The organism is Klebsiella sp. FDAARGOS_511 (assembly GCF_003812845.1).
Lineage (GTDB): Bacteria > Pseudomonadota > Gammaproteobacteria > Enterobacterales > Enterobacteriaceae > Klebsiella > Klebsiella grimontii.
In genome coordinates, this window is sequence record NZ_CP033824.1 from 5,861,168 (window position 1) to 5,887,661 (window position 26,494).

Genomic DNA, 26,494 nt, shown 5'->3' on the forward strand with positions numbered 1-26,494 from the left:
ATGTGGTCAATTTCAAGGAGTTACCTATGACCACATCCTTCACTCTGCGCACCCTGTCGCATGACGATATTCTCAAACACCTTTCTGAATTAACCGATATCCTTGTCAGCTGCGTCAACGGCGGGGCCTCGGTGAGCTTTATGCTGCCTTTCGCCCCGGAAACCGCGACGGCGTTCTGGCTGCGAATGGCGCAAAGCGTCGCTGCCGGGGAGCGCGTTGTCCTCGCCGCGGCAGATGCAGAGCAGCGGCTCGTTGGCACGGTACAGCTCATTACCGACCAACCGGAAAACCAACCGCACCGCGCCGATGTCGCCAAGCTCCTGGTTCACCAAAATGCGCGTCGTCAAGGGCTGGCGAATGCGCTAATGGCCCGACTGGAAGCGATCGCACGCGAGCAGGGCAAGAGTGTTCTGGTGCTGGATACCGCAACCGGCAGCGGGGCAGAAAACTTTTACGTGCAGTGCGGCTGGGAAAAAGCCGGGGAAATCCCGCGCTATGCGCTAATGCCGGACGGCGAGCTGACGGCAACATCGCTGTTCTATAAATTTCTGTCTTAAATTTGATATTGCATACAGCTTTGATCAAAACAGGGTTTCACTTGCCTAAAAACCTGATAACTTATTGGACCAATTACTCAGGTTGTATGACTACTCTATGAGGGAACCCTTGTGAAAACACTAAACCGTCGCGATTTCCCGGGCGCGCAGTACCCTGAACGTATCATTCAGTTTGGCGAAGGCAACTTCCTGCGTGCGTTTATCGACTGGCAGATCGATCTGTTAAACGAGCATACCGACCTGAATGCCGGGGTGGTGATTGTACGTCCGATTGAGAGTGCGTTCCCGCCGTCGCTCAGCGTGCAGGACGGTCTCTATACCACGATCATTCGCGGCCTGAATGAGAAGGGTGAAGCGGTCAGCGATGCGCGCCTGATTCGCTCGGTCAATCGCGAAATCAGCGCCTATGCGGATTATGATGAACTGCTGCGGCTGGCGCATAACCCGGATATGCGTTTTGTGTTTTCCAATACCACCGAAGCGGGAATTAGCTACCACGCGGGCGACCGATTCGACGATGCGCCCGCGGTTAGCTATCCGGCTAAACTGACCCGTCTGCTATTTGAACGCTACAGCCATTTCTCCGGCGCGGCGGATAAAGGCTGGGTCATCGTTCCCTGCGAGCTGATTGACTATAACGGCGAAGCGTTGCGTGAACTGGTGCTGCGCTATGCGCAGGAGTGGGCGCTGCCGGAAGCCTTTGTGGCATGGCTGGATGAAGCCAACGCTTTCTGTTCTACGCTGGTAGACCGCATTGTGACCGGCTATCCACGTGATGAAGCCGCGCAGATTGAAGAGCAACTGGGCTATAAAGACGCTTTCCTCGATACCGCCGAACACTTCTATCTGTTTGTCATTCAGGGGCCGAAATCTCTGGCCGCCGAGCTGCGACTCGATAAACTGCCGCTTAACGTGCTGATCGTGGACGATATTAAGCCGTACAAAGAGCGTAAAGTGGCCATTCTTAACGGTGCACACACTGCGCTGGTGCCGGTCGCCTTCCAGGCAGGGCTGGATACCGTGGGCGAAGCGATGAACGATGCGGAAATTTGCGCTTTTGTCGAGAAGGCGATTTACCAGGAGATCATTCCGGTTCTCGATCTGCCGCGCGATGAGCTGGAGTCTTTTGCCAGCGCGGTAACCGGCCGCTTCCGTAACCCGTATATCAAGCATCAGCTGCTGTCTATCGCGCTTAACGGGATGACAAAATATCGTACCCGTATTCTGCCGCAGCTGCTGGCGGGACAGAAGAAAGCGGGGAAACTCCCGGCGCGTCTGACCTTTGCGCTGGCGGCGCTGATCGCATTTTATCGCGGCGAGCGTCACGGTGAGAACTATCCGGTACAGGACGACGCAGAATGGATGGAGAGCTATCAGGCGCTGTGGGCCCAGCATCGGGATCGTCAAATCAGCACCCGCGAGCTGGTAAACGCGGTGCTTTGCTTTGAGTCCCACTGGGAGCAGGACCTGACGAAAGTCTCTGGTCTGGTCGAGCAGGTGACGCAGGATCTGGATGCTATTCTGCGCGACGGTATGCGCGCCGCCGTTAAGCCGCTGTGCTGATACCCTGAAACGAACGGATTACGGCCGGGTAAGACGCCAGCCGCTTTCCGGCAAGAATCCCGGCATCGTGCTGGACGCGATTCGTTATCGAACGCAACCTGGCCGCTGCCGGGATATTTTTGCCCTTTCATTAGTTACAACATTCTTTTGTATTTTGAACTGGCGCAGGTCTGTAAGATCGCGCCAGTTTCGTCCGCCAGCGGTCAACAGGGCAAATAAGAGAAAAGGATGAATTGTGCCCCTGCCGCTTGATCAAATTATTCGACAGGAAAATAATGCCTTATCCAAACGAGAGGTTAGACCAATGGTCATCGAAATTCGTGAAGTGGGCCAGCAGGATAAAGCGCAGTGGTTACGGCTATGGGAAGGCTATACCTGTTTCTACGGTAGCCCGCAGCCGCCGGACGTCACGGAATACACCTGGCAGCGCATGCTTGATTCCGCTTCTTCCATGTTAGGCCGCGTTGCCCTGGCGGATGGCAACGTCGCTGGATTTGCGATTTGTGTCCTTCACGAAGGGACATGGGTAAAGACGCCCGTTTGCTATCTGGAAGATCTGTTCGTTGCCGCGTCAATGCGCGGAAAAGGTATCGCCAGGGCGTTGATGCAGGCGCTGCAAGCGGAAGGAAAAGAGAAAGGGTGGTCGCGTCTGTACTGGCACACGCGTACTGATAATCCGGCCCGGCGTCTGTATGAAGAATTTACGCCAGCCGATGACTATGTTCGTTACCGCATGACGCTCTGAAAATCTGAGATTAAGAAGTTATTAAGATTTCCCCTGTAAAACAGGGGAAACGACTCAGGAGTAACAAAATGGAAAAACGCATAGAGACGGTTGTGAACCTCATCATGTTTCTTTCGCTGCTGGCCACCGCATGGGATCTCTCCCTGGTCCATCACCTGTCCTGGTAAACCTGAACGTTTCGGCGCCAGAGTCTGGTGCCGAAACGTTAAATTACTATTTAAAATCAATGTGTTACATCAGAAATGCTAGCGGCGCGCGACGATAAACAGGCGCGGAAATCGCAGCAGCACCTTTCCGTTACACTGTAACGGATAGTGCTTTTTCAGCTGCGCCAGATAGCGTTCGAGGAACGCCTGGCGCTGCGGTTCATCAAGCGGTTGTAAAAACGGGCGCAGGCCCGTTGACTGCAGCCATTCGATAATGGCCTGATGCGATGCCAGCGGGTGGTAGTAGGTCGTGCGCCAGATATCCACCTCGCAGCCGCAGGCGGTCAGCATATCGTAATACTCCGGCACATCCGGCAGCGGCTGTCGCCCGCTGGCTGGATATCCCAGCTCTTCCGCGACCTCACGCATCAGCGCGTGCGAGGGCTCTTGCCAGTTAACCGGCATTTGCACCGCCAGTATGCCGTTTGGTGCAAGATTGCTGACCAGATGGGGAAAAAGCCGCTGATGATCCGTTAGCCACTGCAGCGAAGCATTGGCGTAAATAACGTCCGCCGGGCGCTCGGGGCGAAACCCGGCGATATCTCCTTCGACAAAGCAGCAGTCCGGGAGCCTCTGAGAGGCTTCTTCCAGCATGGCCGGTGAATTATCGACGCCAATAATTGTTGCTTCAGGCCAGGCATGCCGTAGCAGAGCGGTACTGTTGCCTGGTCCGCAGCCCAAATCAACGGCCAGCGCGACGGGGTGGTGGGCGATGCGGGCGAGAAGCTCAGCGGCGGGGCGCGTGCGCTCCGTGCCGAATTGCAAATAAAGTGAAGGATTCCAGTCAGCCATAGTGCGCTCCGGTTAAGAGAAACTCGTTCATCAGCATAGACGGCAATACTTAACTGGCAAATAAACAATAGCTCTATGCTAATGAAACGTGACAGCGTCACTTAACTTATGCCGGGTTCGTCACGGTAGACCCGTTGGAGGTTGGCTAGAGTAGACGTCGCAAAAAAGAGGTAATGAAAATTAAATGGCGTTAATCATTAAAGTGTTACTTGAAAACCGACTCGGCAAGGGGCAGGACATCCTGCTGCAGGCGAAACCCGGATTAAGCCTGCTTGTGGAAGATGAAACCAGCCGGGTGCTGTTTGATACCGGGCCAGACGGCACGTTTCTTAATAATGCGCAGCGGATGGGGGTCTCTTTATCTGACTTGACCGCCACGGTGCTCTCCCACGGTCATTACGACCACTGCGGCGGCGTGCCGTGGCTACCGGATAACAGCCGTATCATTTGCCATCCGCTGATCGCGCAACAGCGCTACTCGGCGTTATCCCTTGCCGGACGTCGCTGGAAAGTCAAAAAACTGTCGCGAGAAATTGACTACTCCCGCCACCGCATGGAGTACAGTCGCGAGCCTATGGCGATTGGCGAACGACTAATCTGGTCCGGCGAGATTGCGGTCGCGCGCCCGCGAGCCTATGGCATCCTCGCGGGTCAAGCGGCGGGGGAAGATTATATTGCCGACGAAGGTGTGCTGATCTACCGCTCGACTCGGGGGTTAGTCATTATTTGCGGCTGCGGGCATCGCGGATTGATCGATACGATTCGCCACTGTCAGAAGATCACCGGCGTCCAGCAGATACGCGCCATCATCGGTGGCCTTCACCTGCGCAGCGCGCCGCCGTGGGGGATACGTCGGCTAAAGCAGTTCTTGCGCCAGCAGAAGGTCGAGGAGGTGATGGCCTGCCACTGTACCGGTTCATGGGGGCGCTGGTGGCTAGCGGAGAGTAGCGCGCCGGCAACCGGTGATACGTTGGTGCTGGAATAATAATCGCGTTCACTTTTGCTAATTACATATAAATAACATTTTTGCTATTTATTAAATACATTATCCGCCGGCTATACACCTTCCCCCTAGGGGAAGGTCAAATACTGATATCCCTTTTGGGTGTAAATATTTATAGAGAAACTTCATTCTATTTAACCTGGAGTTTTCTCTTTGAAATATCATTTAATTCTGCCGGTGAGTGTGATTTAATTCAGCGGTCTTCTTATTGCGAATATCTCTATGATTGCGTCACTGCAGGCATTATTAAAACAAGTAACCCGGCGTCGGCTTCGTATCCGCGTGGGGCTTGTTTGTGCCTGTTGGCTACTGCTCAACCTTCAGTTGACCATCGCGGCGCACCACGGCGGCCAGCAGCAGCCGGTGGCGCCGCAGGCGCAGATTCACCATATTGTCGATGGCGTGATGAGCCTGCCCGGCATGGAAAACGTCGGTCAGAAAGCCATCTGCGAGAAGCACTGCGACCCCGATACCGCGCAGCCAAACTCATTAACCTCTTTACAGCTGAACGCGCTTCCCTCCGAAACCGCGCTATTAGTGGTTTCCCCGCAGCAGGAGACCAGCGCTGAACGTATGGACTGGCGGACGCCGCCGGTCACCGGTCCGCCGACTGAAATACGTTTCTGCCGTTTCAGGGAATAAAAAGCCGTTAAAAACATCTATCAGATCTGCCCGGTCTGCGGGCGACTTTATGTTTTTTTCGGAGATTTTATTATGCGTTCGACTTCTATTTTTCTGCTTATTACCAGCGTTCTGACCTTTTCCTTCACTTCATTGTCCGCCAGCGCGGAAGACGGCGCGATGCATCACCATAATATGTCCGCGATGGCGCAGATGACGGGGATGGATAAGCCGGATGATTCCGCCACCCTTTATTCGGCGAGCGGGGTCATTAAAGCCTGGCGTGACAATGCCGTGGTGATTGCCCACGCTCCGGTTGCCGAGCTGAACTGGCCGGCGATGACCATGAGTTTTGCGCTCGGCGCTAACCACGATAAAAGGCTGGCGGTGGGGCAAAAGGTTGATTTCACCTTCCGCCAGACGGACTCCGGCTACGCGCTCGTTTCGATGACCGCGCACTAATTCCGGAGTCATTATGTCCATTTTAAATAAGGCGGCCTGCGGGCTGCCGCTTCTACTGTCGCTGATTTCCGCCAACGGCTGGGCGACGACGCTGGCTGAGGCCCTGTCGGCGGCGGAAAGCTACTCCGCCGAGCTCTCCGCCAACGATCATCAGGTGAATGCGTTAAAAAACAGGGCGGATTCCGCCATGCAGCTTCCTGACCCGAAGCTGAAATTCGGCATTGAAAACGTTCCGCTGGGCGGCAATAACGCCAGCCGACTGACCCGCGAGGGGATGACCATGCAAAGGGTCGGCGTGATGCAGGACTACGTCAGCAGCACTAAGCGCGAACGGAAGGCCGACTCGATCACCGCCGAAGCGCGCCAGGCAGCCGCCAATGCCGATGTGATCCGTGCCCGGCTACAGCGGGAAACCGCTCAGGCGTGGCTGGCGTTGGCGGTGGCGCAGAAGTCGCTGCGATCGGTTCAGGCGTTGATCAGCGAAACCTCCCGGCAAATCAACGTACAAAAGGCCGGTGTCAGCAGCGCCAGCGCCAGTCCCGGCAGCGTGCTCGACGTTCAGCTGGCGCTGAATGCCATGAAAAATGAGCAGGATAATGCCCGCCGTGATGTGCAGATTGCCCAGGCGCGCCTGTTGCAGCTTACCGGCAAAGAGGTCCGCGATATCTCCGGCCCGCTGCCGCGCATTGAACGTTTACCGGCCGATGAAGCCGCGTTAATGGCGGGGATTAAGCTACATCCTGAGGTGATTCAGGCCGCGCGTGAGGCCGATCTGGCGAAAGCGAAATCAGGTCAGTCGGAAGTCGCGGCGATCCCTGACGTTGGCGTCGAGGTCTATTACGCCAGGCGCGGGGATGATTACGACGATATGGTGGGCGTCATGTTTACCGTCGATATGCCTATTTTTCAGGGCAAACGACAGGACAAAGATCACGCCGCCGACGTCTCCCGTACCTATGAAGCCAACGATCGGCTGACGTTATTGATGCGCGAGCATCAGGCCCAGCAGTATCAGCTGATCTCGCAATATAACGCCGCGAAAGCCATTTACGATCGCCAGCAAAGCGAGGTGCTGCCGCTGCTGCGCAAGAAAGTGAGTCTCGTCAATGCCCAGTATCGGGCCGGCAGCTCGGCGCTGGCGGAACTGCTCGCCGCTCGTCGCGATCTGCTGAGCGGCGAAATCGCCAGCAACGACGCGGAGAAAGCGCTCGCTGATGCGTGGACCGCCATTCGCTACCTTATTCCACAGGATGTTAAATAATGAAGCCAAAATCTGCTATTACCCTTGTAGCGCTGGCCATCGCCCTGGCCGCCGCGAGCGGATACTGGCTCGGTTCGCGAAACGCGCCGACGTCATCCGCTGACGGGGCCCAGACCGAAACGGGCCGCAAAGTACTGTACTGGTACGATCCGATGGCCCCCGGTACCCGCTTCGATAAACCGGGAAAATCACCGTTTATGGATATGGATCTGGTGCCGCGTTACGCCGATGAAGGGGCGGGAGAGGAGGCCGGGGGGGTGCAGATTAGCGCCCGCCAGCAGCAAAACCTCGGCGTACACACGGCTGATGTTGCCCGGCGGACGCTGGCGCAGAAGCTCAGCGCTTTCGGTACCGTCGCGATTGACGAGCGCAGCGTTGAAACGGTTCCGGCGCTGGCCAGCGGTCTGATCGAGAAACTCTACGTCAACGCCTCCCAGCAGTTTGTGAAAAAGAACGAGGCGCTGGCCGAGCTATGGATCCCGCAGTGGGCGGCGGCGCAGCAGGAGTATCTGGCGGTGAGGCAACTGGGCGATAGCGGTTTAACCGCCGCCGCACGCGGCCGTTTGCAGCTGCAGTTTATGCCGGATGCGATTATCCGCAGCGTTGAGCGCAGCGGTAAACCGCAAACCCGTATAACGGTGCGCGCGCCGCACGATGGCTACGTCAGCAAGCTGGACGTGCGCACCGGCGCGCAGGTCACGGCAACCCAGCCGCTGTTCGAGCTGGCCAGCCTCGACCCGGTCTGGATCGTGATTGATTATCCGCAAAGCCAGGCCAGCCTGCTGCGCGTAGGCAGCCAGGTGACGGCCGCCACCAGCAGTTGGCCCGGCACAACGTTTCAGGGAACCGTCAGCGAGCTGCTTCCCGACCTCGAAGCGACCACCCGTACTCTGAAAGCCCGCGTAGTGCTAAATAATCCGCAGCATCAGCTCAAACCGGGCATGTATTTGAACGTTGAGCTGGCTGAGGCGCAGCAGGGGCGCGAGGTGCTGACTATCCCGGAAGAGGCATTAATCGCAACAGGCACCAGCAACCGGGTGCTGATCGCTGACGGCGAGGGGCATTTCCGTCCAGTCGAGGTGACGGCGGGACGAACGCAGGATGGTCTGGTCGAGGTGACTTCCGGCCTTGAAGAGGGGCAAAAGGTGGTCACCTCAGGTCAGTTCCTGATTGACTCCGAAGCCAGCCTGCGCAGCGCACTGCCGCAAATGGCCGGACAGAATGAAGAGATACAAAGCTACTCGGCGCAGGGCATCATCAAGGCGGTGAGCGATGAGGCGGTGACGATCGCGCACCAGCCGGTCCCGGCGCTGAAGTGGCCGGCGATGATCATGGACTTTGCTATTACGCCGCAGCTACGGGAACAGGTGCGTCCCGGCGAGTCGGTGATGTTTCATTTTGTGCTGACCGATGAAGGGGCGCGGGTGACCTCAATAATGCCGATGAGCGGCGCTAAGGAGCAGCCATGATTGCCGCCGTTATCCGCTGGTCGTTGCGCAACCGCCTGCTGGTACTGCTGGCGACGCTGATTATGGCCGCCTGGGGCGTCTGGTCGATACAGCAGGCGCCGCTGGACGCGCTGCCGGATCTTTCCGATACCCAGGTGATCATTCGCGTCAGCTATCCGGGCAAAGCGCCGCAAATTGTCGAAGACCAGGTGACCTATCCGCTGACCACCACCATGCTGTCGGTGCCGGGGGCGAAAACCGTGCGCGGCTTTTCCATGTTTGGCGATGCTTACGTTTACGTACTGTTTGAGGACGGTACCGACCCGTACTGGGCGCGCTCCCGCGTGCTGGAGTACCTGAGCCAAATCCAGAGCAGCCTGCCGCCGGAAACCAAAGCGTCGCTCGGGCCGGATGCCACCGGCGTCGGCTGGGTATTTGAATATGTGCTCACCGACAAAAGCGGCCAGCATAGCCTCGGAGACCTGCGGGCGATTCAGGACTGGATCCTTAAATATGAACTGAAAACCGTACCGGATGTTTCAGAGGTGGCCAGCGTCGGCGGGATGGTGAAAGAGTATCAGGTGGTTCTTAACCCCGACCGGCTGCGGGCGCTGAACGTGACTCACGAGCAGGTGATTAGCGCGATCCAAAGCGCCAACCAGGAAGGGGGCGGCTCGGTGCTGGAGCTGGGTGAAGCGGAATATATGGTACGCACTACCGGCTACCTGAAGTCCATCGACGATTTTAACCAGGTCGTTATCGCCGCGCGCGGCGGCGTGCCGGTGCTGCTCTCAGACGTCGCCAGCGTGCGCCGCGGTCCGGCGATTCGGCGCGGCGTCGCCGAGCTCAACGGCGAAGGCGAGGTCGCGGGCGGCATTATCATCATGCGTTCGGGCAAAAAAGCGCTGACCACCATTAACGCGGTGAAAGCCAAACTGGCGGAAGTGCAAAAAAGCCTGCCTGCCGGGGTGGAGATTGTCCCGGTGTACGACCGCTCGCAGTTGATAAAAAACTCGGTCGAAACCCTGACCCATAAGCTTATCGAAGAGTTTATCGTTGTGGCGGTGGTCTGCTCGCTGTTTCTGTTCCACTTCCGCAGCGCGCTGGTGGCGATGATCACGCTGCCGCTGGGGATCCTCGGCGCGTTTATCGTGATGCACTATCAGGGCGTCAGCGCCAATATGATGTCGCTCGGCGGAATTGCGATCGCTATCGGGGCCATGGTCGATGCGGCAATCGTGATGATTGAAAATATGCATAAGGTGCTGGAGCAGTGGCGGCACGAGCATCCCGAACGCCAGCCGTCTTCTGCTGACTACTGGCAGATTGCCCAGCACGCGGCGTCGGAAGTGGGGCCTGCGCTGTTTTGCAGCCTGCTGATTATCACCCTGTCGTTTATTCCGGTATTCACCCTCGAGGCGCAGGAAGGCAAGATGTTCTCGCCGCTGGCTTTCACTAAAACCTGGTCGATGGCGGTGGCCGCCGGGCTGGGGATCACCCTGGTGCCGGTGCTGATGGGCTACTTTATCCGTGGCAAAATCCCTGATGAAACCGCCAATCCTCTCAACCGCTGGCTGATCCGCGCCTATGAACCGCTGCTGGATAAAGTTTTGCAGTGGCCGAAGGGGACGCTGGCGGCGGCGGGGCTGCTGCTGGTTGCCACGCTCTGGCCGCTGGCGCAGCTCGGCAGCGAATTCTTGCCGCAGATTGACGAGGGCGACCTGCTGTATATGCCCTCCACGCTGCCGGGGATCTCCAGCCGCGAAGCCGGACGTCTGCTGCAGCAAACCGACCGCCTGATCAAGACCATTCCTGAAGTGCAAAGCGTATTCGGCAAGGCCGGACGGGCGGATAGCGCCACCGACCCGGCGCCGCTGACCATGCTGGAAACCACCATTCAGTTCAAACCGAAAAGCGAATGGCGGCCCGGCATGACTATGGATAAGCTCATCAGCGAGCTGGACAATACGGTGAAGGTGCCGGGCATCGCCAACGTCTGGGTCCCGCCGATTCGTAACCGCCTGGATATGCTGGCGACCGGTATTAAAAGCCCGGTCGGTATTAAAGTGAACGGCAACAATCTGGCGGAGATCGAAAAAACCGCCGAAGAGATTGAGCGTATCGTGCGTAACGTACCGGGAGTGACCTCGGCGCTGGCGGAGCGCCTCGACGGCGGTCGCTATATCGATATCACTATCGACCGGGTGAAAGCCGCCCGCTACGGCGTGTCGGTGAAGGAGCTGCAGTCGGTCGTCGCCAGCGTTGTCGGCGGCGATAACATCGGCGAAACCATCGAGGGGCGAGAACGTTACCCGATCAGCGTTCGCTATCCGCGCGAAATGCGCGACTCGCTGCAGAAGCTGCGCGATCTGCCGGTGGTGACCAGCGGCGGGGCGCAGGTGGCGCTTTCCGAACTGGCGGATATCGCCATCACCGACGGCCCGCCGATGCTGAAAAGCGAAAACGCCCGACTATCGGACTGGATCTACGTTGATATTCGCGGACGTGACCTGAAATCCGCCGTGGACCAGATGCAGCGTGAGGTCAGCGAACAGGTCAAGCTGCCGGAAGGTATTTCGTTGACCTGGTCCGGGCAGTATGAGTATCTGGAGCGCGCGACGGCAAAGCTGAAAATCGTGCTGCCGTTTACCCTGATGATTATCTTTATTCTGCTTTACGTCACCTTCGGTCAGGTTAAAGACGCCCTGCTGATCATGGGTACCTTACCGTTTTCGCTGGTAGGCGGCATCTGGCTACTTTGGCTGCTGGGCTATAACCTGTCGGTGGCTGCCGCCGTGGGCTTTATCGCGCTGGCCGGCGTGGCGGCGGAGTTCGGGGTGATTATGGTGCTCTATTTAAACCAGTCGATCGCCAGGCGCCGCGGACGGCTTGATGACCAGACACTCAACCAGGCAATTCATGAAGGGGCGGTGCTGCGCGTGCGCCCGAAAGTGATGACCGTGGCGACGATTATGGCCGGGCTGCTGCCGATTATGTGGGGAGGCGGTACCGGATCGGAGGTGATGCAGCGTATAGCCGCGCCGATGATCGGCGGGATGATCACCGCGCCGCTGCTGTCGATGCTGGTGATCCCGGCGGTCTATCTTCTGACGCACCGTAACAAACGCTAAAGTTCAGCGCCCGAGCCAGGCGGCTCGGGCGTGAATCAGTCGGCGTTCTTAAGATCTTCCGCACGTTTGGCGGTGGCGTAGACAAAATCGAGCATTGGTTCAAGGTCGGTATCGTAGCCGGCCTGAATGATTTTGCCGCGCAGCCATTCGATCTCGCTGGTGATATCCGGGTGGAATATATTATTGTCCTGCGCTTTGCGCAGCCATTTAAGCAGGAAATTATTTTTCCCGCGAACTCCGCCCGATTTCTTTGATTTTGCGTGCATTTTCAGCGCCACCAGAATGCAATAATAGAAATGAACGCGCTGATTAAAACTTTGGTGCATGTCTTTATTTCCCGCCAGAATCAGGTTGCGGACGGGTATGGACCTTAAGCATGCGGTCTCTGATATTCACCCGTACCACCTTCGCGCCGCTTGCCGGGCGCCGAGGCGATGGTGGCACGGAAGCCGAATTACAGTCAAATATTGATTAGTTTTATAGCAATATTTATTTGCGTCGATCGCCGCCTGGCGGCCAGATTAACGTCCCAATGTGTAGCCGTAGTGAACACAGAAGGCTGGGCAAGTCGCGCGCGGCAGAGTATAAAATTTGTTAACGCATCACGGACCATGACGGGAGAGGATATGGAATACGATTTAGACGGAATGGATGTACTTTTTGTCGCCGGCTTTGGGCCGATAACGCAGTCTGCCGCAGCCAGCCGTGACTTTTATGTCGCCGCGCTTGGGCTGCCGCTCAAACCGATGCCCGGTAACGAAGAGTATCTGCTGACCGAACATGATGCTCTCGGCGGGGTCAAACATTTCGCCCTCTGGCCGCTGGCGCAGGCGGCGCGTTCCTGTTTTGATGCCGATAGCTGGCCAGACTATCTGCCGGTGCCGCAGGCGTGGATTGAGTTTGAAGTCCGCGATATCGGCTCGGCAACCGATGCGCTAAAAGCCAGAGGCTATAGGCTGCTGGTGGACAACCGCATTGAGCCGTGGGGGCAAACCGTTACGCGCCTGCTTAGCCCGGAAGGGCTACTGGCGGGCATCACCGTGACGCCGTGGTTGCGCGAGGAACAAGCGTGATGGCAGCGGAATTGATGACTGAAAGACTGCTGCTGATCCCCTTGACCGCAGACGATGCGCCGCAAATTCAGGTTATCTTTCCACAGTGGGAAATCGTGCGTTATCTTGCCGCCGGTTTTCCATGGCCTTTTCCGGAGGATGGCGCGTCGCGCTTTGTCAATAATGTGGCTTTACCTGCCGCAGCTAACGGTACCGGCTGGTTTTGGACCCTCCGCCTTAAAACGGCGCCGGAGAGGGTCATTGGCCTGATTACGCTCTCTGATGAAGTGGATAACAACCGCGGGTTCTGGCTGGATCCGCGCTGGCATCGCCAGGGATTGATGACCGAAGCCTGCCGCCGGGTGACCGATTTTTGGTTTAATACGCTTAACCGGGAGGTGCTGCGCGCGCCGAAGGCCTGCGACAATAGCGGGTCGAAAAAGATTTCGCACCGTAGCGGTATGCGCCTGGTTGGTGTCGAGAAAAAGCAGTTCATCTCCGGCCTGCTGGACGCCGAACTGTGGGAAATAACCAAAGCGGAATGGAATGCATTGGCTGCACAAGCTCCCGCGTCATATAGGGAGACAGGATGCTGATATATAACGTATTCGGGCGTCATATTGGCGTCCAGCGTCAGGGCGAACGCTGGCGGGTTTTCCGCGTCGATATTAACGAGCGGAAATTTTCGCCGCTAGCCGGGGTTATCATCCCGGACGATCTTACGGAGGCGGAAATTCCTGGCTGGTTGGGGGATATTTTTCATGAAGCGGCAAGCCCGCGCCATCCTGACGTCCATCTCGTGGAGTAGCGTCGCCGGCAGTGCTTATGACCAGCTTCGGTTTTGCAGCACCATGCGATAACCATCGTGGTCGTCAAAGGTTTTACCGTTCACATTCCAGTACGGATTAAACGCGCTGACCGGCACAAATTGCGGTCAGCACGCTTTTACATCGTTCTCGCCATTCGGCAGGGAGATACTACCATTCCAACCTACTGGCCATTCAGGACTTCGGTCGCTACAAAGTGCGACTTTTTTATCAATACCTTCTTTTATGCGTAAGATTTGTACCGAAATTATTCCGGCAAGATATTCGACTCGTCGTTTTAGGACTGTTAAGGAGAGTGATTCAGAAAATCCGAGGGTAAATGTTGAAAACAAAGCATCATTATATTCTGCAATGTCAAATTCAGATTTACAATCACGTATTAATGATTCTTGTATTACATCACCCGTTTTGCAAGGGCGGATGAATATCCCCGCAAATATTTTAGTCAAACATTAACATTATACATCCCTTCAAAAACACCTTCTTCTAGCTCCAGGACATATACTCAATAAACTTCAAGTTGCATGTCTGAGCAACAGGGCAGCCCAACTTTTATGGGCATGAAGCAGCACCCGCAACATGCAACTCCAGGTATCGCGAGTATTGAGGTTTCTGGCATAGATTATTGATATTACAACTCTATTTAGTATATCCATGGAAGTGGATTATCAGTTTTGTGATACCATTAAGGCAATCAAAAACCAATAATGCTTTAGTTTTATTTTTGTATGTTATTGATATTTATTAATTTATCATTTAGTTGTTTTTTTAATTGATTTCGTTTTTGCAATTACTTTAGCTGGTGGTATAGTTATGACAGACCACAGAAGGTAAAGGGATTACACTGATCATGCGACCAAAAGAAGTTCAGGCACCGGCGGCCAGTACGATGTACAGAGATGAAAGTAGAGGTTTGCTTTCCAGTAAAGTCGTTATTGTTCTGGGTTTGCTTAGCGCCGTTGCTGCATTATCTACTGATATGTACTTGCCTTTATTTCCAGCTATCGCCAGTGATTTGCATACGACGCCTGACAAAGTTCAGCTTAGTATCACCGCTTTTATGGTGGGTTTAGGAATTGGGCAGTTGTTCATTGGCCCGTTGTCCGATCATTACGGCAGGCGTAGATTATTGCTAGGCGGGATGACACTATTAACCATCGCTTCATTAGCTGGCGCTATATCCGCGAACATTCAGCTGCTCATTGTTACACGGTTCTTTCAGGGACTGGGAGGAGCAGCTGGTATCGTTCTTTCCCGGGCAATTATTTCTGATCTGTGCCCGGGGACTAAAGCCGCTCGATATTTTAATCTGGTGTTAGCGATACAGGGGATCGCCCCTGTTATTGCACCACTACTTGGAGGAGTGGCTGCATGGTTTATCTGGCCGGTAGTTTTTGTTTTTATGGCCGCAATATCATTAGTCTCCACCTTGCTCAGCAGTCATTTTATTCGCGAAACTTTACCCCGTCATCAGCGATTACCTTTCAACTTCAACGAGTTTATCAGTCAGTTTATCGAGCTGCTTAGTCATAAGAAATATATAGGTTATACTTTAATTTTTTCCATCCAGTTCGGGGCGCTATTTGCTTATATATCAGCATCGCCGTTTATCTATCAATCGGCGTTTAATTTATCCTCGGGGGAATTCGCTGTAATATTCTCTATCAACGCTGGAGCAATGATGTTTGGTAGTATTGTCAGCGCTCGTTATGTTACGAAATTTGGCGAAGATAACCTCATAAAACTGGGGGTGATAGGCACACTGGTGATATCAATATTACTTTGCATCGTTGACTATATTTCTCATTTCCAGTTTGAGATTGTGGCGGTATTACTGTTAATTATGATGTTTACTATGGCTTTGACCTTTGGCAATGCCGCGAGTATGGCCATGGCGGCATCTTCACATTTAAAAGGAACGGGTTCTGCTATTTTAGGAGTTTTTCAGTTTGGTATCGCTGCGATAACTCCATCACTGCTTGGATTTGGAGACCCGTTGTCATTACTACCGATGTCGCTAATCATAGCGGGATGCTGTTTAATAGCCATCATGGCATTATTATTGACAGGTAAAAAAGGATAGTGTGATGAATACACATGACGCTATAAAAATTATTGGTGCAAGACAAAACAATCTGCAAGATATTGATTTAGAGGTCCCTAAAAATAAAATAACAGTTTTTACCGGCGTTTCCGGGTCGGGGAAAAGTTCTCTGGTATTCGGAACTATTGCGGCAGAATCTCAGCGTCAGCTAAATGACACCTTTCCACCTTTTATTCGACACCGTTTACCGCATTATGGTAATCCTGAAGTTGATGACATTGAAAACCTGTCGGTGGCCATTATTATTGACCAAAAACGTATTGGTGGCAACGCACGTTCGACGGTGGGTACCGCCTCAGATATTTATACTCTGCTGCGACTACTATTTTCTCGTGTTGGCGAACCTTTTGTTGGTTATTCTAATGTTTTTTCATTTAATCATCCTGCCGGGATGTGTGCGACATGCGACGGGTTGGGTATTGCCAGCACCATTGATATCGACCAACTGATTGATTCAAATCTGTCGTTAAATGAAGGCGCTATTCGTTATCCTTCTTTTGCACCGGGTTCATGGCGCTGGAAACGTTATGTTTATTCAGGGCTTTTTGATGCTGATAAAAAAATCATGGATTATTCAAAAGCGGAACGAGAGTTATTACTGTATGCGGATAATCTCATTCCTGAAGCGCCGTTAGCCGGTTGGCCTAAGAGTGCAAAGTTTGAAGGCGTCATTACGCGCTTTACGCGAAGTTATTTGAAACAAGAAACTAAAGATACTAAAGCTGAGGAATTTCAGCGAGTCGTTAGTTTACAGGTTTGCCCTTCTTGTCAGGGTATGAGGCTCAACGACAAAATACTTTCCTGCAGGATAAGAGGGAAAAATATTGGCGAATGTGCAACACTGCCTGTCACAGAGTTAAAGCTGTTTGTAGAAAAGCTCGATTATCCTGAAGTCAGGCCGCTGCTCGAAGCATTGCTGGAAAGGTTAGATGCAATGTGTGCGGTAGGCTTGGGGTATCTGGATTTGAACCGGACGACCCCCAGCTTATCGGGCGGTGAATCCCAGCGGTTAAAAATGGTCCGGCATCTGGGAAGTAGTCTTACCGGGATCGTTTATATAATTGATGAGCCAAGTACCGGGCTTCATCCAGCAGATATTGTTAAATTGAATATATTAATTGGTAAACTACGCGACAAAGGCAATACCATTCTGATGGTAGAGCACGATCCTGACATGATAGCGATAGCCGAGCATGTTATTGATTTAGGGCCGGGAGCGGGCAAGCAAGGTGGAAATATTGTATTTGAGGGTGACCTGTCGGCACTTAAGCAATCCCAAACCTTGACGGGAAGATATTTCTCTTCACGGGCAGAGATAAATAAAAGACCGAGATGTGCTAAAGGTTATATTTCGGTAAGAAACGCCACATTGCATAATCTGCATAACTTATCGGTAGACGTACCTTTGAGCGTTATGGTCGCTGTGACCGGGGTCGCGGGATCGGGCAAAAGTTCATTCGTCATGGGAGCCCTGGCGCCACAATGTCCGGACGCGATCGTTATCGATCAAAAACCGATACATACTTCGATTCGATCGCATATTGCTTCCTGGTGCGGCGCATTTGATACGATCCGTTCGCTGTTTGCCGAAAAAAACCATGTGTCAGCGTCGTGGTTCAGCGCCAATGCTAAAGGCGCCTGCCCGGAATGTCATGGGCTAGGGGTAATACAAACCGATCTGGCATTTATGGATACGGTTACGTTGCCATGTGAGGCCTGTCAGGGGCAGCGCTATAACCCACAGGCGCTAAAATATCATTATCAGGGAAAAAATATTGCGGAGGTATTATCTCTGTCGATTAACGATGCTGGCGATTTTTTCCTGAATGAGCCACAGCTCAGGCCAATTTTTCGTAGTCTGGTCGACGTCGGGTTGGGATATTTGCGCTTGGGGGAATCGTTAAATCATCTTTCAGGCGGTGAATGCCAGCGGCTGAAGTTAGCGTCACAATTAAATCATGATAGTGACATGTATATTTTCGATGAGCCAACCACCGGACTTCATCCCAGTGATGTTGCCTCGCTGCTGAAACTCTTTAACCGACTGGTAGAGCGCGGAAACACCGTCATTATTATTGAACATAATATGGAGTTGATCGCTCAGGCTGACTGGATTATTGATATTGGACCTTATGCCGGGCAAGAAGGGGGAAAATTACTGTTTAGCGGTACACCTGAATCGATGCTGACCTGTCGCCATTCTTTAACCGCGGAGTGGTTGCGCATACATTGCCGGGTAGAGTGAGAGATAGTGGTCGGGACAGCCAGAAGAGACTGGCAATAATGTGATGCATGCCCATTATTATACTGATGTATTGTCCCGTTAATCTTATTAGTCTACAGGCCAGTGGTAATCGCGATCCAACCAGCCATCCAGGTCATAATCCATCATACATTGTTCGGCGAAACCTTTATATTCTTGTATCTGCCCCGACATTTGTGCGGCGAGCAACAGTTCGATACGAACATTTTCATGACTGCCGGTATAATTTCGTTCATAGAGTTCGTGTCTGCTGGCGAATTCTGTTCCTACAGAGTCCCAGATTAGTTTCATAAGCTTTACCCTTTCAACGGCATCCATACCGTTGGAACCGCGCATATATTTTTTTAGATAAGGCTCCAGTTCCGGCGCGGCAAAATCTTTGGCATGCGAATTAATATAAATAAGCGCGCTGCCAAGATCTTGTTCAATAATTTCTTTGATCCGTGGATAGCCGAGACTCATAAACCAACGGTAGGCTAAACCATAATCCAGGTTAGGCAGGAGGGCGCCGTTGTGCCAGGGATTCGGCGATTTAGCCATAGCATCGCTTATGGCCCAGAAGAGGTTACGCCAGGCCAGCATTTCCCCGACGCGGGTCTGTATACCGCGGAAATCGGCTACGCCGGTGGCTTCCACGCCTTTAATGAATAAACCACAGATAAAATCGATTTTTACCGCCAGACGCGTCACACCGTGGAACGTAGAGCGGTGCAGAAAGCCAGAACTGGGTAAAAACGTGGCCGCTTTAGCCGTATCGCCGTAAATAAAAATGTTTTCCCAGGGAATCTTCACCTTATCCAGAATGAAGATCATGTCATTCTCGTCGTAGCGGGAGGACAGTGGATAGTCAAAGGGACTGCCGACCTTTTCGGCTGCTAAGGAGTAAGAGGGGCGGCAAACCAGTTTCAGCCCTGGGGCATTCATGGGTAAGGTGCATACCAGGGCAAATTCTCTTTTTTTGACAGGTAAACCGTAATGCGCGATGAAATTGTAATGCGTCAAGGCAGAGCCGGTAGCAACCACCTTGGCACCGCTAACAATCACGCCATCATCACACTCTTTTTCGACGTGAATGCAGATATCTTCAATCTGGTCGGGCGGGAGATTGCGGTCGATAGGGGGGTTGATGATGGCATGATTCCAGTAAAGTAGCTCCTCTTGTGAACGTTTGTACCAGTGTCTGGCGTTATCCGCATATTCTCCGTAGGCCTCGGGATTGGCGCCGAGAGTCGTAAGAAACGAGGCTTTGAAATCAGGGCTCCTTCCTAACCAGCCGTAGCTAAGCCTCGCCCACTGGGCGATTGCGTCGCGATCGCGTATCAGGTCGTCAACAGAATGAGGAACGCGGAAGAACGGATGGGTGACACCACCGCTGCCGGTATCACACGGCGTGGTTAATATAGCCTGATACTTTTCGTCATGGAGCGCGTCGTATAATTTAGCTATAGACAGTGCTGAATTGCGAAACGCTGGATGTGTAATAACATTGTCGACCTTTTCACCATAAGCCCATATTTCTCGCCCATCATTCAGACCCGCCAAAAAGTCATTACCGGTAGGTAACGATACTGATTTATTTCCCATGTCAGCTCTCTCCGAATATCAGTTTTCAACACTTCCTTTTAAACGGCATCTTGTTGACTAAGAGTTACCGTTGTTGTTAAGGCGTTCTGTATCAGCCATTGATAAATAGAAAATGCGTCTTGCGTCAGGAATGACTCGTTATGAAATTGTATGGAGGCAACGTTACCTGACGATAATGCAACAATTTCACCGGAAGGGAGTCGTTCCAGCTGGACTGTTTTGTCATGCTCCGGGCTGTACCAGCATGGCCGCTGATGGAGTGCGGAGAAACTGTTATAGAAACCAACGGTATGAGGTTTTCCCTGGATGGATATCTGATGTTGGCTACCCTGGCGATTATTGACCAGCCGCTCGATCGGAATGCCTAATTCGGCGCAAATTAACTGATGCCCCAGACAAGTCCCGATTAACGGACGCTGCTCCCGCAGCCGTTGTGCAATAATTTTTCGGCCCACGCGTATTTTGTCGAGTCGTACATTGGTTGGATCGCCAGGCCCGGGCCCAATGAATACGATGTCGCGATCGGTGAGCTGCGTTAGCTTGCTCAGGGAGTCATACCAGGGAATGAGGGTAACGGCGCAACCCGCGCTGCGTAACTGATAGGCAATCATGGCGGTGAAGTTGTCCTCCATGTCGATCAGTGTGATGGCATGTTGAGAGAGTAGAGCGCACGGGCCCAATTGCGAGTTATTCAGCCAAAAGGCGGAGGCGCGTGCATTCCGTTTTGCCAGTATCTGGTCAGCCCGATGGCGAAGTTCTGCAGACAATCCTGTTCGGTTTGGTGTCCCGGCGCTTGTTCCAGAGAAGAACGAATGCATCAGCCCTTGTAATTTGGCGCGTGTTTCTCCAGCTTCATTTTGTGCGATGGAACTTCTGACGATGGTTGAACCCGCCGTAAGCCGAAAATGTCCCTGAGCGGTAATATCGGCCGTGCGGATCATTATGGCCGAGTCCAGATAACGTTTACCTTCTTGCGTGCCCGTTATAGCAACGATGCCGCTGTAATAGCCGCGTCCGCGGCGTTCTCGCCGGGCGATAACTTTACAGGCGCTTTCTATTGGGCTGCCGGTCACTGTTGGCGCAAATAGCGATTGCCTGATGATTTCTTTCAGGCTGCGATCTGAGTTGCCATGGATAAAATATTCGGTATGCGCGATGTGCGACATAGCTTTGAGCTTCGGTCCGGATACCTGAATATCATGCTGACAGATGCTACTCATCATTTTGAGTTCTTCATCCACCACCATAAATAGTTCGTCGCGCTCTTTTGTATCCTGCAGAAAATCATCCAGCACGTGCGTCATATTCCCGGAGTCGGGGTATTTAAACGTGCCGCTGATAGGATTCATCGCCACATTCTGCTCATCAACCTGGATATGCTGTTCAGGCGTACTTCCCATGAAATAGCGGCTGCCGGTGAAGATCATCCATGTCCAGTAAGACCCGCATTCAGATTGCAGTAGCCGTTTGTACAGCGTCAACGCATGGCGGATACTGAAGTTGGTTATATCGCCCTCCAGACTGCGTGAAATCACAAAGTTGCTGCCTTCTCCGGAGCTGATTTCCTGATCAATGACGGTATCAACAATGTCGCCATACGTTTGGTCATCAAGATCGAATTGCAGGTTTCGTGGCTTGATATCATGGTCATTAATGGCTGCGATAAACGAATCTATGGGGTAATAATTTTGCCGCTCAATGTGCATGACGATCGTCTGTTCACCATCGTCAATGCAGGCATAACCTTTTTCTTTTACCTGATTAAATGGCAATAAGATCAATTTGTTAAATGAGCTTTTACCCTTCCCGTCCAGGGGCGGATCCAGCGCTAATTCTGAAAGGGATTGGTTTAGCTCAATATCCCCTTCAAGAAATAATACTGCGTTGATAGGTTCGCATTGGGGGCGGTAAATACAGGCAAAGGGTCTATCAAGATTGACCAGATGAGCCGAAAGCTCGTCGGGCTGTGCTGTGCCTTTAGATAACATCATCATCTCCTGGAGTGCCGTGAGGATCTTTAATGTTCCAATGCGTCGATAGCTTGTCGGGTTGACAGCACGACTGAACTGGTTTCCGCAGCTAGCTCAAGCGCCAGACGATGCTTTTCTTCGGAGAAATCGGCTAACGCATCGGCAATAAAAAATGTCTCGATATCATTGGAGTACGCCTCTTGCGCTGTGCACAAACAACCGATATGGGCGTAAACGCCACAGACGATCAGCTGATCGCATTTGAGTTCGTGCAAAGTACTCAGAAGGGGAGAGTTAAAGAAGGCGCTGTAACGCCACTTCGTTAATACCCATTCATTTTCCAGAGGCGTCAACGGAGGAACAATCTGTTTATGCTCCTGGCTGCCGTTCATACCTGAACCCCATAGACTGTGCAGCAAGCCACGCTGCTGCGGCGTCATGTCGCCGGGTTGGGCTGTATAAAATACGGGTACATGCAGACGTCGGGCGACGCTAAGCAAGCGGTAAATATTGTCGATCACCTGCGCTATCGGCGAGGCGTCAGCAGTGTAAAAATCGAGGAAATAACGCTGCATATCATGTATGAGTAGCGCCGCTCTTGAACTGTTGGGTTGCCAGTCTGCAATTGATTTGGGTAATTGGCGTTCTGTCGGCAGTGGATAGGGCTGTATCTTTTCCATGTTATTCTCCTTGTACGCTTAGCAGCTGCCGAGTGCGGCGCCGCCGTCGACCAATAACGTTGATAGCGTGGTTTGCCCTGATTCTTCGCACAGGTAAAAGCAGACCGCGGCAGCAATTTCTTCCGCCGTGGCGACTTTATTGAGTGGAATACCGATGCGAAATTGTTTTGGATTACCGTTAAGCGTGTTTTGCCGGTCACTTTCGCTATGCCACATGCCGCGCAGCATCGGCGTATCGGTTGAGCCGGGAGCGACAACATTACACCGGATCCCATACGGAGCGACCTCCAGCCCCAGAGCATAAGTAAATGCCTGGGCAGCGGCTTTTGAGGCGCAGTAGGCGGCCATCGTCGCCCGCGGCACGCGCGCTGCGTTTGAGGCGATAGTGACGATGCTGCCTTTACGCTGAGCCATCATCAGATTGGCTGCATGGCGGCTGGTGTTAAATACGCCAGTCGCGTTGACGGCAAAAGTTTTCGTCCAATCTTGAGGCTGAGTTTCGGCCACGCTGGCGTGGCACAGTACGCCGGCGCCGTTGACCAGATAACCCACCGGACCCAGTTGGCGACCGATTGCGGTAAAGGCTTCTGCTACGCAGCGGTCGTCGGCAACGTCCACCGTAAAACCTGCAATGGGCTGCGGATGGTTATTTTGTAGTGTGGCTACAAGGGTTGCCAGCTGAGTGGCGTTATTATCAAGAAGTGCCAGTGAAACTCCTTCTTTCGCCAGCGCGTGGGCAACGGATTCGCCAATGCCACCGCAGGCGCCAGTAATAACGGCAATGTAGTCTTTATCAAAGGTCATTTTGTCTCTCTTTCCAGTGAGTTAATAACATCTGCGTTTGCGCTACGTTCAGGCGTGGGTCGCAGAGAATTTGCTTAAGTTGATGTTCTTCAGGATGATTATTTTCACAGAAGCATTCGATGACCGGGTTCGGCGTTGCTTCCAGGTGGAGTCCAGCGGCGCAGGCATTATGTGATTTCACCTGCCTCAGGAAACCGGAGATTTCAGCCATCATGTCGCTAAGCTCGCGGCGTTTATTGCCTGCCCGCGTTTTCCCGGTATTCCCATGCATTGGATCGCACATCCATAACACCGGCGTTTCGGTTGCCTGTGCGGCCTGAATCAACGCGCCTAAACGATGAATATGTGAACGGCCAAAACGCGAAATAAAAGTCAGACGTCCAGGAATACGCTGAGGATTAAGCTGTCGGCAAAGTGTCGCGATGAACGATGGCGTTACGGTGGCGTCAATCTTGCAGGCAACAGGGTTGGCGATATTCGCCAGCATGGCGATATGTGGGCTGTCAGGCGCAAGAGTACGAATGCCGATCCAGGGCCAATGGGTACTGGCTAAATAGGATTCTCCCTGGGGATTAGTGCGGATTTGAGTCGTTTCATAGTCCAGCAACAGCGCTTCATGGCTGGTCCAGATGGGATGAACATCGCGAGGATATTCCCGTTCGTAACGTTTAATTTCGGCCAGCGTTTCCGCCGCAGCATGGTAGCTCAGCAACATCCTTTGCGGATCGTTACGCCTGGCTTCTGGCGTCGCTTCGGGCCTGTTGACTGAATCACCGCGCCACACGGGAAGTACCCTGTCGCCATTGACTTCGTTGTGTTGTGAGCGTGGTTTAGCATATTGACCGGCAATTCTGCCTACCGTCAATATTGGCAGTCCCGTCAGAGTTGAGAGTTCGCGGGACATTTGCTCGAGGAAGGTCAATTTTTTCCGCACATGTAACGCGCCAGATTCGCAAATTCTTTCAGCGCAGTCGCCAGCCTGAAATATCATTGCTTTACCTGCATAAACGGCGGCTAATGCTTTATTAAATTCGCTTATTTCTTCAAAGTTTAATAATTCTGGAAGAGTGTCTAATTCACGTATGACCAGGGCAAGCATGTCCTTATCGCTCCAGAACGGCTGTTGCCAATTGGACTTATTGCCAGGAAATGATGTCATTTCTAATCTCTCACTCGAAATTTAACAGGTTTTCCGTTTGTTTTTTAACAAAAAAGCGATGAGAAGGTACTATTCCTTGTCTGTTTAATGGGCATGAAAGACGATACGTTTTGCACAAAGATTGCACGCCAATGGGTTCCTTATGTCAATCAAAAAAGATGATTTTTTATTGTTGTTTTTTTAAGTATTTGAATTTATTGATTATTATTTTTTAGTGTTTTGGATTTTTTCCTATATGATTTTTTTTTGGAAATCAAATTGACTGAGGGCAAGGTTCGAAGATAGACTATTGAAAACAACGCTTGGTTATGCTTGTGTTGCTTATATGTTGCCTGTCCTGCTGCGCTTTTTTAAGGCGTATCACGGTAAACTGGCGGCATTTCTTTAGGTCTTTAAATTCTTCTTCAAGAGAAGATTTTATGCGTGTGAACATTCCTAATTCTCCAGGAGAGAGTGATGACGCATTCAGCATATGCCAATCAGTTAAAGGCTGTTCCTGATATATTTGATGAGATTTCGCAACGTTTTCCGGACAGGATTGCGTTAATTTTCGAACAAAGAAAAATAACCTATCGAGAACTTGCTGAGCAATGTTCAGCGCTGGCTGCGGTATTGCAAAAGAATTGCCTGATAAAAGGCGATGTTGTTGCAATAAAAATAGAACGTAGCCCGCAGTTATATATTTTTATGCTGGCGTTGATGAAAATAGGCGCTGTTATGGTTCCCGTGAACTCGAATAGTCCTGAGCGCTATATGGGTGAAATTTTACGTGCGGCAGGAGCCAAATACCTCATTAGCGATGATGTAACAAGCGTGCCCGGCGGGGCATGGCAGGTGTTGTCGAGCAGGACGCTGATACAAAACAGCGCTCAACAAAGAAGCGGGAATTATCCAGTATTAAGCGCTGATGATCCGGCGCTTATATTGATGACCTCTGGATCAACAGGAAAACCGAAGAGCGTGCTCATAGCTCATCGCGGGATTGCCAGACTGAGTCTGCCGGTACCGGCGTTGGGGAATAGCGAGCGGGACTGCTATTTGCAAATTGCAGATGTTTCATTCGCTGCCTCAGCGAATGAAATCTGGATGGCTCTATTGACCGGCGCGTGTCTGACGATTGCGCCGCCTGGCTTGCCAGATTTGATGGCCCTGGTACGGCAGATCGAATCGGATAACGTGACGATGCTATTCCTCTCTGGCGGACTGTTCCGGCTATTTGTCGAGGTTTCGGTTGAAACACTGCATATACCTGACTGTGTGGTGGTGTCGGGCGATTTTGTCAACCCTCGCCTATTTAGCGTGGCGGCGCAGGCCGGTAAAGCAAAAATATTCAATGGATTAGGATGCACGGAAAATTCAGCGATCTCGTCTCTCTATCATGTTCAGCCCGAGGGGCAATTAACCAGTGAATCTCCTGTACCGGTTGGTACTCCACTCCCTTTGGTTGAGATGGCGGTGTTCAATGAACGTTTGCAACCCTGTACCTGCGGTGAATATGGGGAATTGTTTATCGCAGGGGCTGGAGTTGCACTGGGGTATTCCGATCCGCAACTGACGGCGGAAAGGTTTATCTCCATCCCGTATCAAGGCGCAGACGTACTTTTTTATCGTACCGACGATCGGGCAACGTGCGACCAGGATCGCAATATCGTCCTGGTCGGACGAGGCAACCATATTTGTAAAATACGTGGCTTCCGCATCAATCTCGCCGGTATTGAGCACCTGTTGCGTTTACATCACGCTGTGGAGGATGTGCTGATTGTAGTAGAGGAGACGCCGGACGAACCACGATTACATGCCTGTTATGTCACGCAGGATGATGCGCTATCCGTAGCGGATTTAAAGAATCACCTCGCTATGCATGCTCCTGCCTGGATGATACCTGAAAAATTTAGCCGTGTGCCGGTCCTGCCAATGACCGCTAACGGCAAAAAAGATCGTTTACGCTTAAAAAATTCTTTACTGGAGCAGGTGTAAATATGGACAACGTTGAGCAACAGCTACTCTCGATTTGGCAGGAGATTATTCATTCAGCGGTGATCAACCCGCAAGAAAATTTATTAGACCAGGGTGGTAACTCATTACATTTCATAAAGTTAGCATCAATGGTAAGCAAGGCATTCAATTTGGCTGTCTCGCCGGCTGACATTTTCACAGCGGGAACTATTGCCGCGCTGGCTCAGACCATTCGGCAACGGCAGCAGGTCTAATACCTGGAGTTGGGACTGCCAACAATCAGGAAGGATTTTACAGGGAATTTTA

Annotated in this window: 24 protein-coding genes and 1 pseudogene; 16 read left to right on the forward strand and 9 right to left on the reverse strand. The window is 52.5% G+C overall.

Annotated elements, in window-relative coordinates:
* The first annotated feature begins 26 nt into the window (after window positions 1–26).
* The 3 genes from EGY08_RS29440 (at window position 27) to EGY08_RS29450 (ending at window position 2,865) form a co-directional block, all read left to right on the forward strand.
* Complete coding sequence (locus EGY08_RS29440) at window positions 27–557, forward strand: GNAT family N-acetyltransferase (RefSeq protein ID WP_004119951.1); 531 nt, start codon at window positions 27–29, stop codon at window positions 555–557.
* 111 nt (window positions 558–668) lie between these two features.
* A complete protein-coding gene (locus EGY08_RS29445; RefSeq protein ID WP_123829325.1) occupies window positions 669–2,120 on the forward strand; it encodes a tagaturonate reductase in 1,452 nt (483 codons plus the stop codon).
* 304 nt (window positions 2,121–2,424) lie between these two features.
* Complete coding sequence (locus EGY08_RS29450) at window positions 2,425–2,865, forward strand: GNAT family N-acetyltransferase (protein WP_004119957.1); 441 nt, start codon at window positions 2,425–2,427, stop codon at window positions 2,863–2,865.
* Between the two features lie 245 nt (window positions 2,866–3,110).
* On the opposite strand, the gene tam is transcribed toward EGY08_RS29450, so the two are convergent.
* Window positions 3,111–3,863: a trans-aconitate 2-methyltransferase gene (gene tam / locus EGY08_RS29460; RefSeq protein ID WP_004119963.1), complete on the reverse strand. Its 753-nt coding sequence runs from the start codon at window positions 3,861–3,863 to the stop codon at window positions 3,111–3,113.
* Window positions 3,864–4,047: 184 nt separating this feature from the next.
* On the opposite strand from tam, the gene EGY08_RS29465 reads away from it, so the two are divergent.
* The 6 genes from EGY08_RS29465 (at window position 4,048) to EGY08_RS29490 (ending at window position 11,789) form a co-directional block, all read left to right on the forward strand.
* Complete coding sequence (locus tag EGY08_RS29465) at window positions 4,048–4,848, forward strand: MBL fold metallo-hydrolase (protein ID WP_123829326.1); 801 nt, start codon at window positions 4,048–4,050, stop codon at window positions 4,846–4,848.
* Between the two features lie 240 nt (window positions 4,849–5,088).
* Window positions 5,089–5,508, forward strand: a complete 420-nt coding sequence (locus EGY08_RS29470) for a hypothetical protein (RefSeq protein WP_123829327.1) — start codon at window positions 5,089–5,091, stop codon at window positions 5,506–5,508.
* A 72-nt stretch (window positions 5,509–5,580) separates the two neighbouring features.
* A complete protein-coding gene (locus EGY08_RS29475) occupies window positions 5,581–5,949 on the forward strand; it encodes a copper-binding protein (RefSeq protein WP_117085658.1) in 369 nt (122 codons plus the stop codon).
* Window positions 5,950–5,962: 13 nt separating this feature from the next.
* Entirely contained in the window at window positions 5,963–7,210 is a 1,248-nt protein-coding gene (locus tag EGY08_RS29480) for a TolC family protein (RefSeq protein WP_004119973.1), read from the forward strand.
* Window positions 7,210–8,679 (forward strand): efflux RND transporter periplasmic adaptor subunit, encoded by a 1,470-nt coding sequence (locus tag EGY08_RS29485; RefSeq protein WP_123829328.1) that lies wholly within the window; start codon window positions 7,210–7,212, stop codon window positions 8,677–8,679. Before EGY08_RS29480 ends, EGY08_RS29485 begins: the two co-directional genes overlap by 1 nt.
* The gene (locus EGY08_RS29490) at window positions 8,676–11,789 is read left to right on the forward strand and encodes an efflux RND transporter permease subunit (RefSeq protein WP_123829329.1); all 3,114 of its coding nucleotides are present in this window, start codon (window positions 8,676–8,678) and stop codon (window positions 11,787–11,789) included. The genes EGY08_RS29485 and EGY08_RS29490 overlap by 4 nt, the downstream gene beginning before the upstream one ends.
* 35 nt (window positions 11,790–11,824) lie before the next feature.
* Here the strand turns inward: EGY08_RS29490 and EGY08_RS29495 are convergent, their stop codons facing one another.
* Window positions 11,825–12,115 carry a hypothetical protein gene (locus tag EGY08_RS29495; RefSeq protein ID WP_004119983.1) on the reverse strand — a complete coding sequence of 97 codons (291 nt, stop codon included), beginning with the start codon at window positions 12,113–12,115 and terminating at the stop codon, window positions 11,825–11,827.
* Window positions 12,116–12,415: 300 nt separating this feature from the next.
* On the opposite strand from EGY08_RS29495, the gene EGY08_RS29500 reads away from it, so the two are divergent.
* Genes EGY08_RS29500 through EGY08_RS29510 form a run of 3 tightly spaced genes read left to right on the forward strand, consistent with a single transcriptional unit; the run spans window position 12,416 to window position 13,649 of the window.
* Complete coding sequence (locus EGY08_RS29500) at window positions 12,416–12,862, forward strand: VOC family protein (protein WP_004119986.1); 447 nt, start codon at window positions 12,416–12,418, stop codon at window positions 12,860–12,862.
* Window positions 12,862–13,437 (forward strand): GNAT family N-acetyltransferase, encoded by a 576-nt coding sequence (locus EGY08_RS29505; RefSeq protein WP_004119988.1) that lies wholly within the window; start codon window positions 12,862–12,864, stop codon window positions 13,435–13,437. Before EGY08_RS29500 ends, EGY08_RS29505 begins: the two co-directional genes overlap by 1 nt.
* A complete protein-coding gene (locus EGY08_RS29510; RefSeq protein ID WP_004119990.1) occupies window positions 13,431–13,649 on the forward strand; it encodes a DUF7661 family protein in 219 nt (72 codons plus the stop codon). Before EGY08_RS29505 ends, EGY08_RS29510 begins: the two co-directional genes overlap by 7 nt.
* Window positions 13,650–13,664: 15 nt before the next feature.
* On the opposite strand, the pseudogene EGY08_RS31200 reads toward EGY08_RS29510, so the two are convergent.
* Window positions 13,665–13,769 (reverse strand): annotated as a pseudogene (locus tag EGY08_RS31200) (VOC family protein); the annotation flags it as partial.
* Window positions 13,770–13,775: 6 nt separating this feature from the next.
* Window positions 13,776–14,117, reverse strand: coding sequence for a hypothetical protein (locus EGY08_RS29520; protein ID WP_123829330.1), 342 nt, complete (start codon window positions 14,115–14,117; stop codon window positions 13,776–13,778).
* Between the two features lie 401 nt (window positions 14,118–14,518).
* Between EGY08_RS29520 and EGY08_RS29525 the strand changes: the two genes are divergently transcribed.
* Window positions 14,519–15,751: a multidrug effflux MFS transporter gene (locus tag EGY08_RS29525; protein ID WP_049113836.1), complete on the forward strand. Its 1,233-nt coding sequence runs from the start codon at window positions 14,519–14,521 to the stop codon at window positions 15,749–15,751.
* A 4-nt stretch (window positions 15,752–15,755) separates the two neighbouring features.
* A complete protein-coding gene (locus EGY08_RS29530; RefSeq protein ID WP_112164929.1) occupies window positions 15,756–18,017 on the forward strand; it encodes an ATP-binding cassette domain-containing protein in 2,262 nt (753 codons plus the stop codon).
* A gap of 87 nt (window positions 18,018–18,104) precedes the next feature.
* Here the strand turns inward: EGY08_RS29530 and EGY08_RS29535 are convergent, their stop codons facing one another.
* The 5 genes from EGY08_RS29535 to EGY08_RS29555 are packed head-to-tail and all read right to left on the reverse strand — an operon-like array spanning window position 18,105 to window position 24,232.
* Entirely contained in the window at window positions 18,105–19,619 is a 1,515-nt protein-coding gene (locus tag EGY08_RS29535; RefSeq protein WP_049080284.1) for a 4-hydroxyphenylacetate 3-hydroxylase family protein, read from the reverse strand.
* Between the two features lie 38 nt (window positions 19,620–19,657).
* Window positions 19,658–21,613 carry an anthranilate synthase family protein gene (locus EGY08_RS29540; RefSeq protein WP_227627578.1) on the reverse strand — a complete coding sequence of 652 codons (1,956 nt, stop codon included), beginning with the start codon at window positions 21,611–21,613 and terminating at the stop codon, window positions 19,658–19,660.
* 23 nt (window positions 21,614–21,636) lie between these two features.
* Window positions 21,637–22,269, reverse strand: coding sequence for an isochorismatase family protein (locus EGY08_RS29545; protein ID WP_004120000.1), 633 nt, complete (start codon window positions 22,267–22,269; stop codon window positions 21,637–21,639).
* Between the two features lie 18 nt (window positions 22,270–22,287).
* Window positions 22,288–23,073: a 2,3-dihydro-2,3-dihydroxybenzoate dehydrogenase gene (locus EGY08_RS29550; RefSeq protein WP_087828151.1), complete on the reverse strand. Its 786-nt coding sequence runs from the start codon at window positions 23,071–23,073 to the stop codon at window positions 22,288–22,290.
* Window positions 23,063–24,232 carry a 3-deoxy-7-phosphoheptulonate synthase gene (locus EGY08_RS29555; protein ID WP_071988216.1) on the reverse strand — a complete coding sequence of 390 codons (1,170 nt, stop codon included), beginning with the start codon at window positions 24,230–24,232 and terminating at the stop codon, window positions 23,063–23,065. Before EGY08_RS29555 ends, EGY08_RS29550 begins: the two co-directional genes overlap by 11 nt.
* Before the next feature lie 456 nt (window positions 24,233–24,688).
* Here EGY08_RS29555 and EGY08_RS29560 point away from each other — a divergent pair, with 456 nt between their 5' ends.
* On the forward strand, window positions 24,689–26,209 hold the full coding sequence (locus tag EGY08_RS29560) for an amino acid adenylation domain-containing protein (protein WP_004120003.1): 1,521 nt from the start codon (window positions 24,689–24,691) through the stop codon (window positions 26,207–26,209).
* 2 nt (window positions 26,210–26,211) lie between these two features.
* Window positions 26,212–26,442: an acyl carrier protein gene (locus tag EGY08_RS29565; protein ID WP_004120004.1), complete on the forward strand. Its 231-nt coding sequence runs from the start codon at window positions 26,212–26,214 to the stop codon at window positions 26,440–26,442.
* Window positions 26,443–26,494 lie beyond the last annotated feature (52 nt).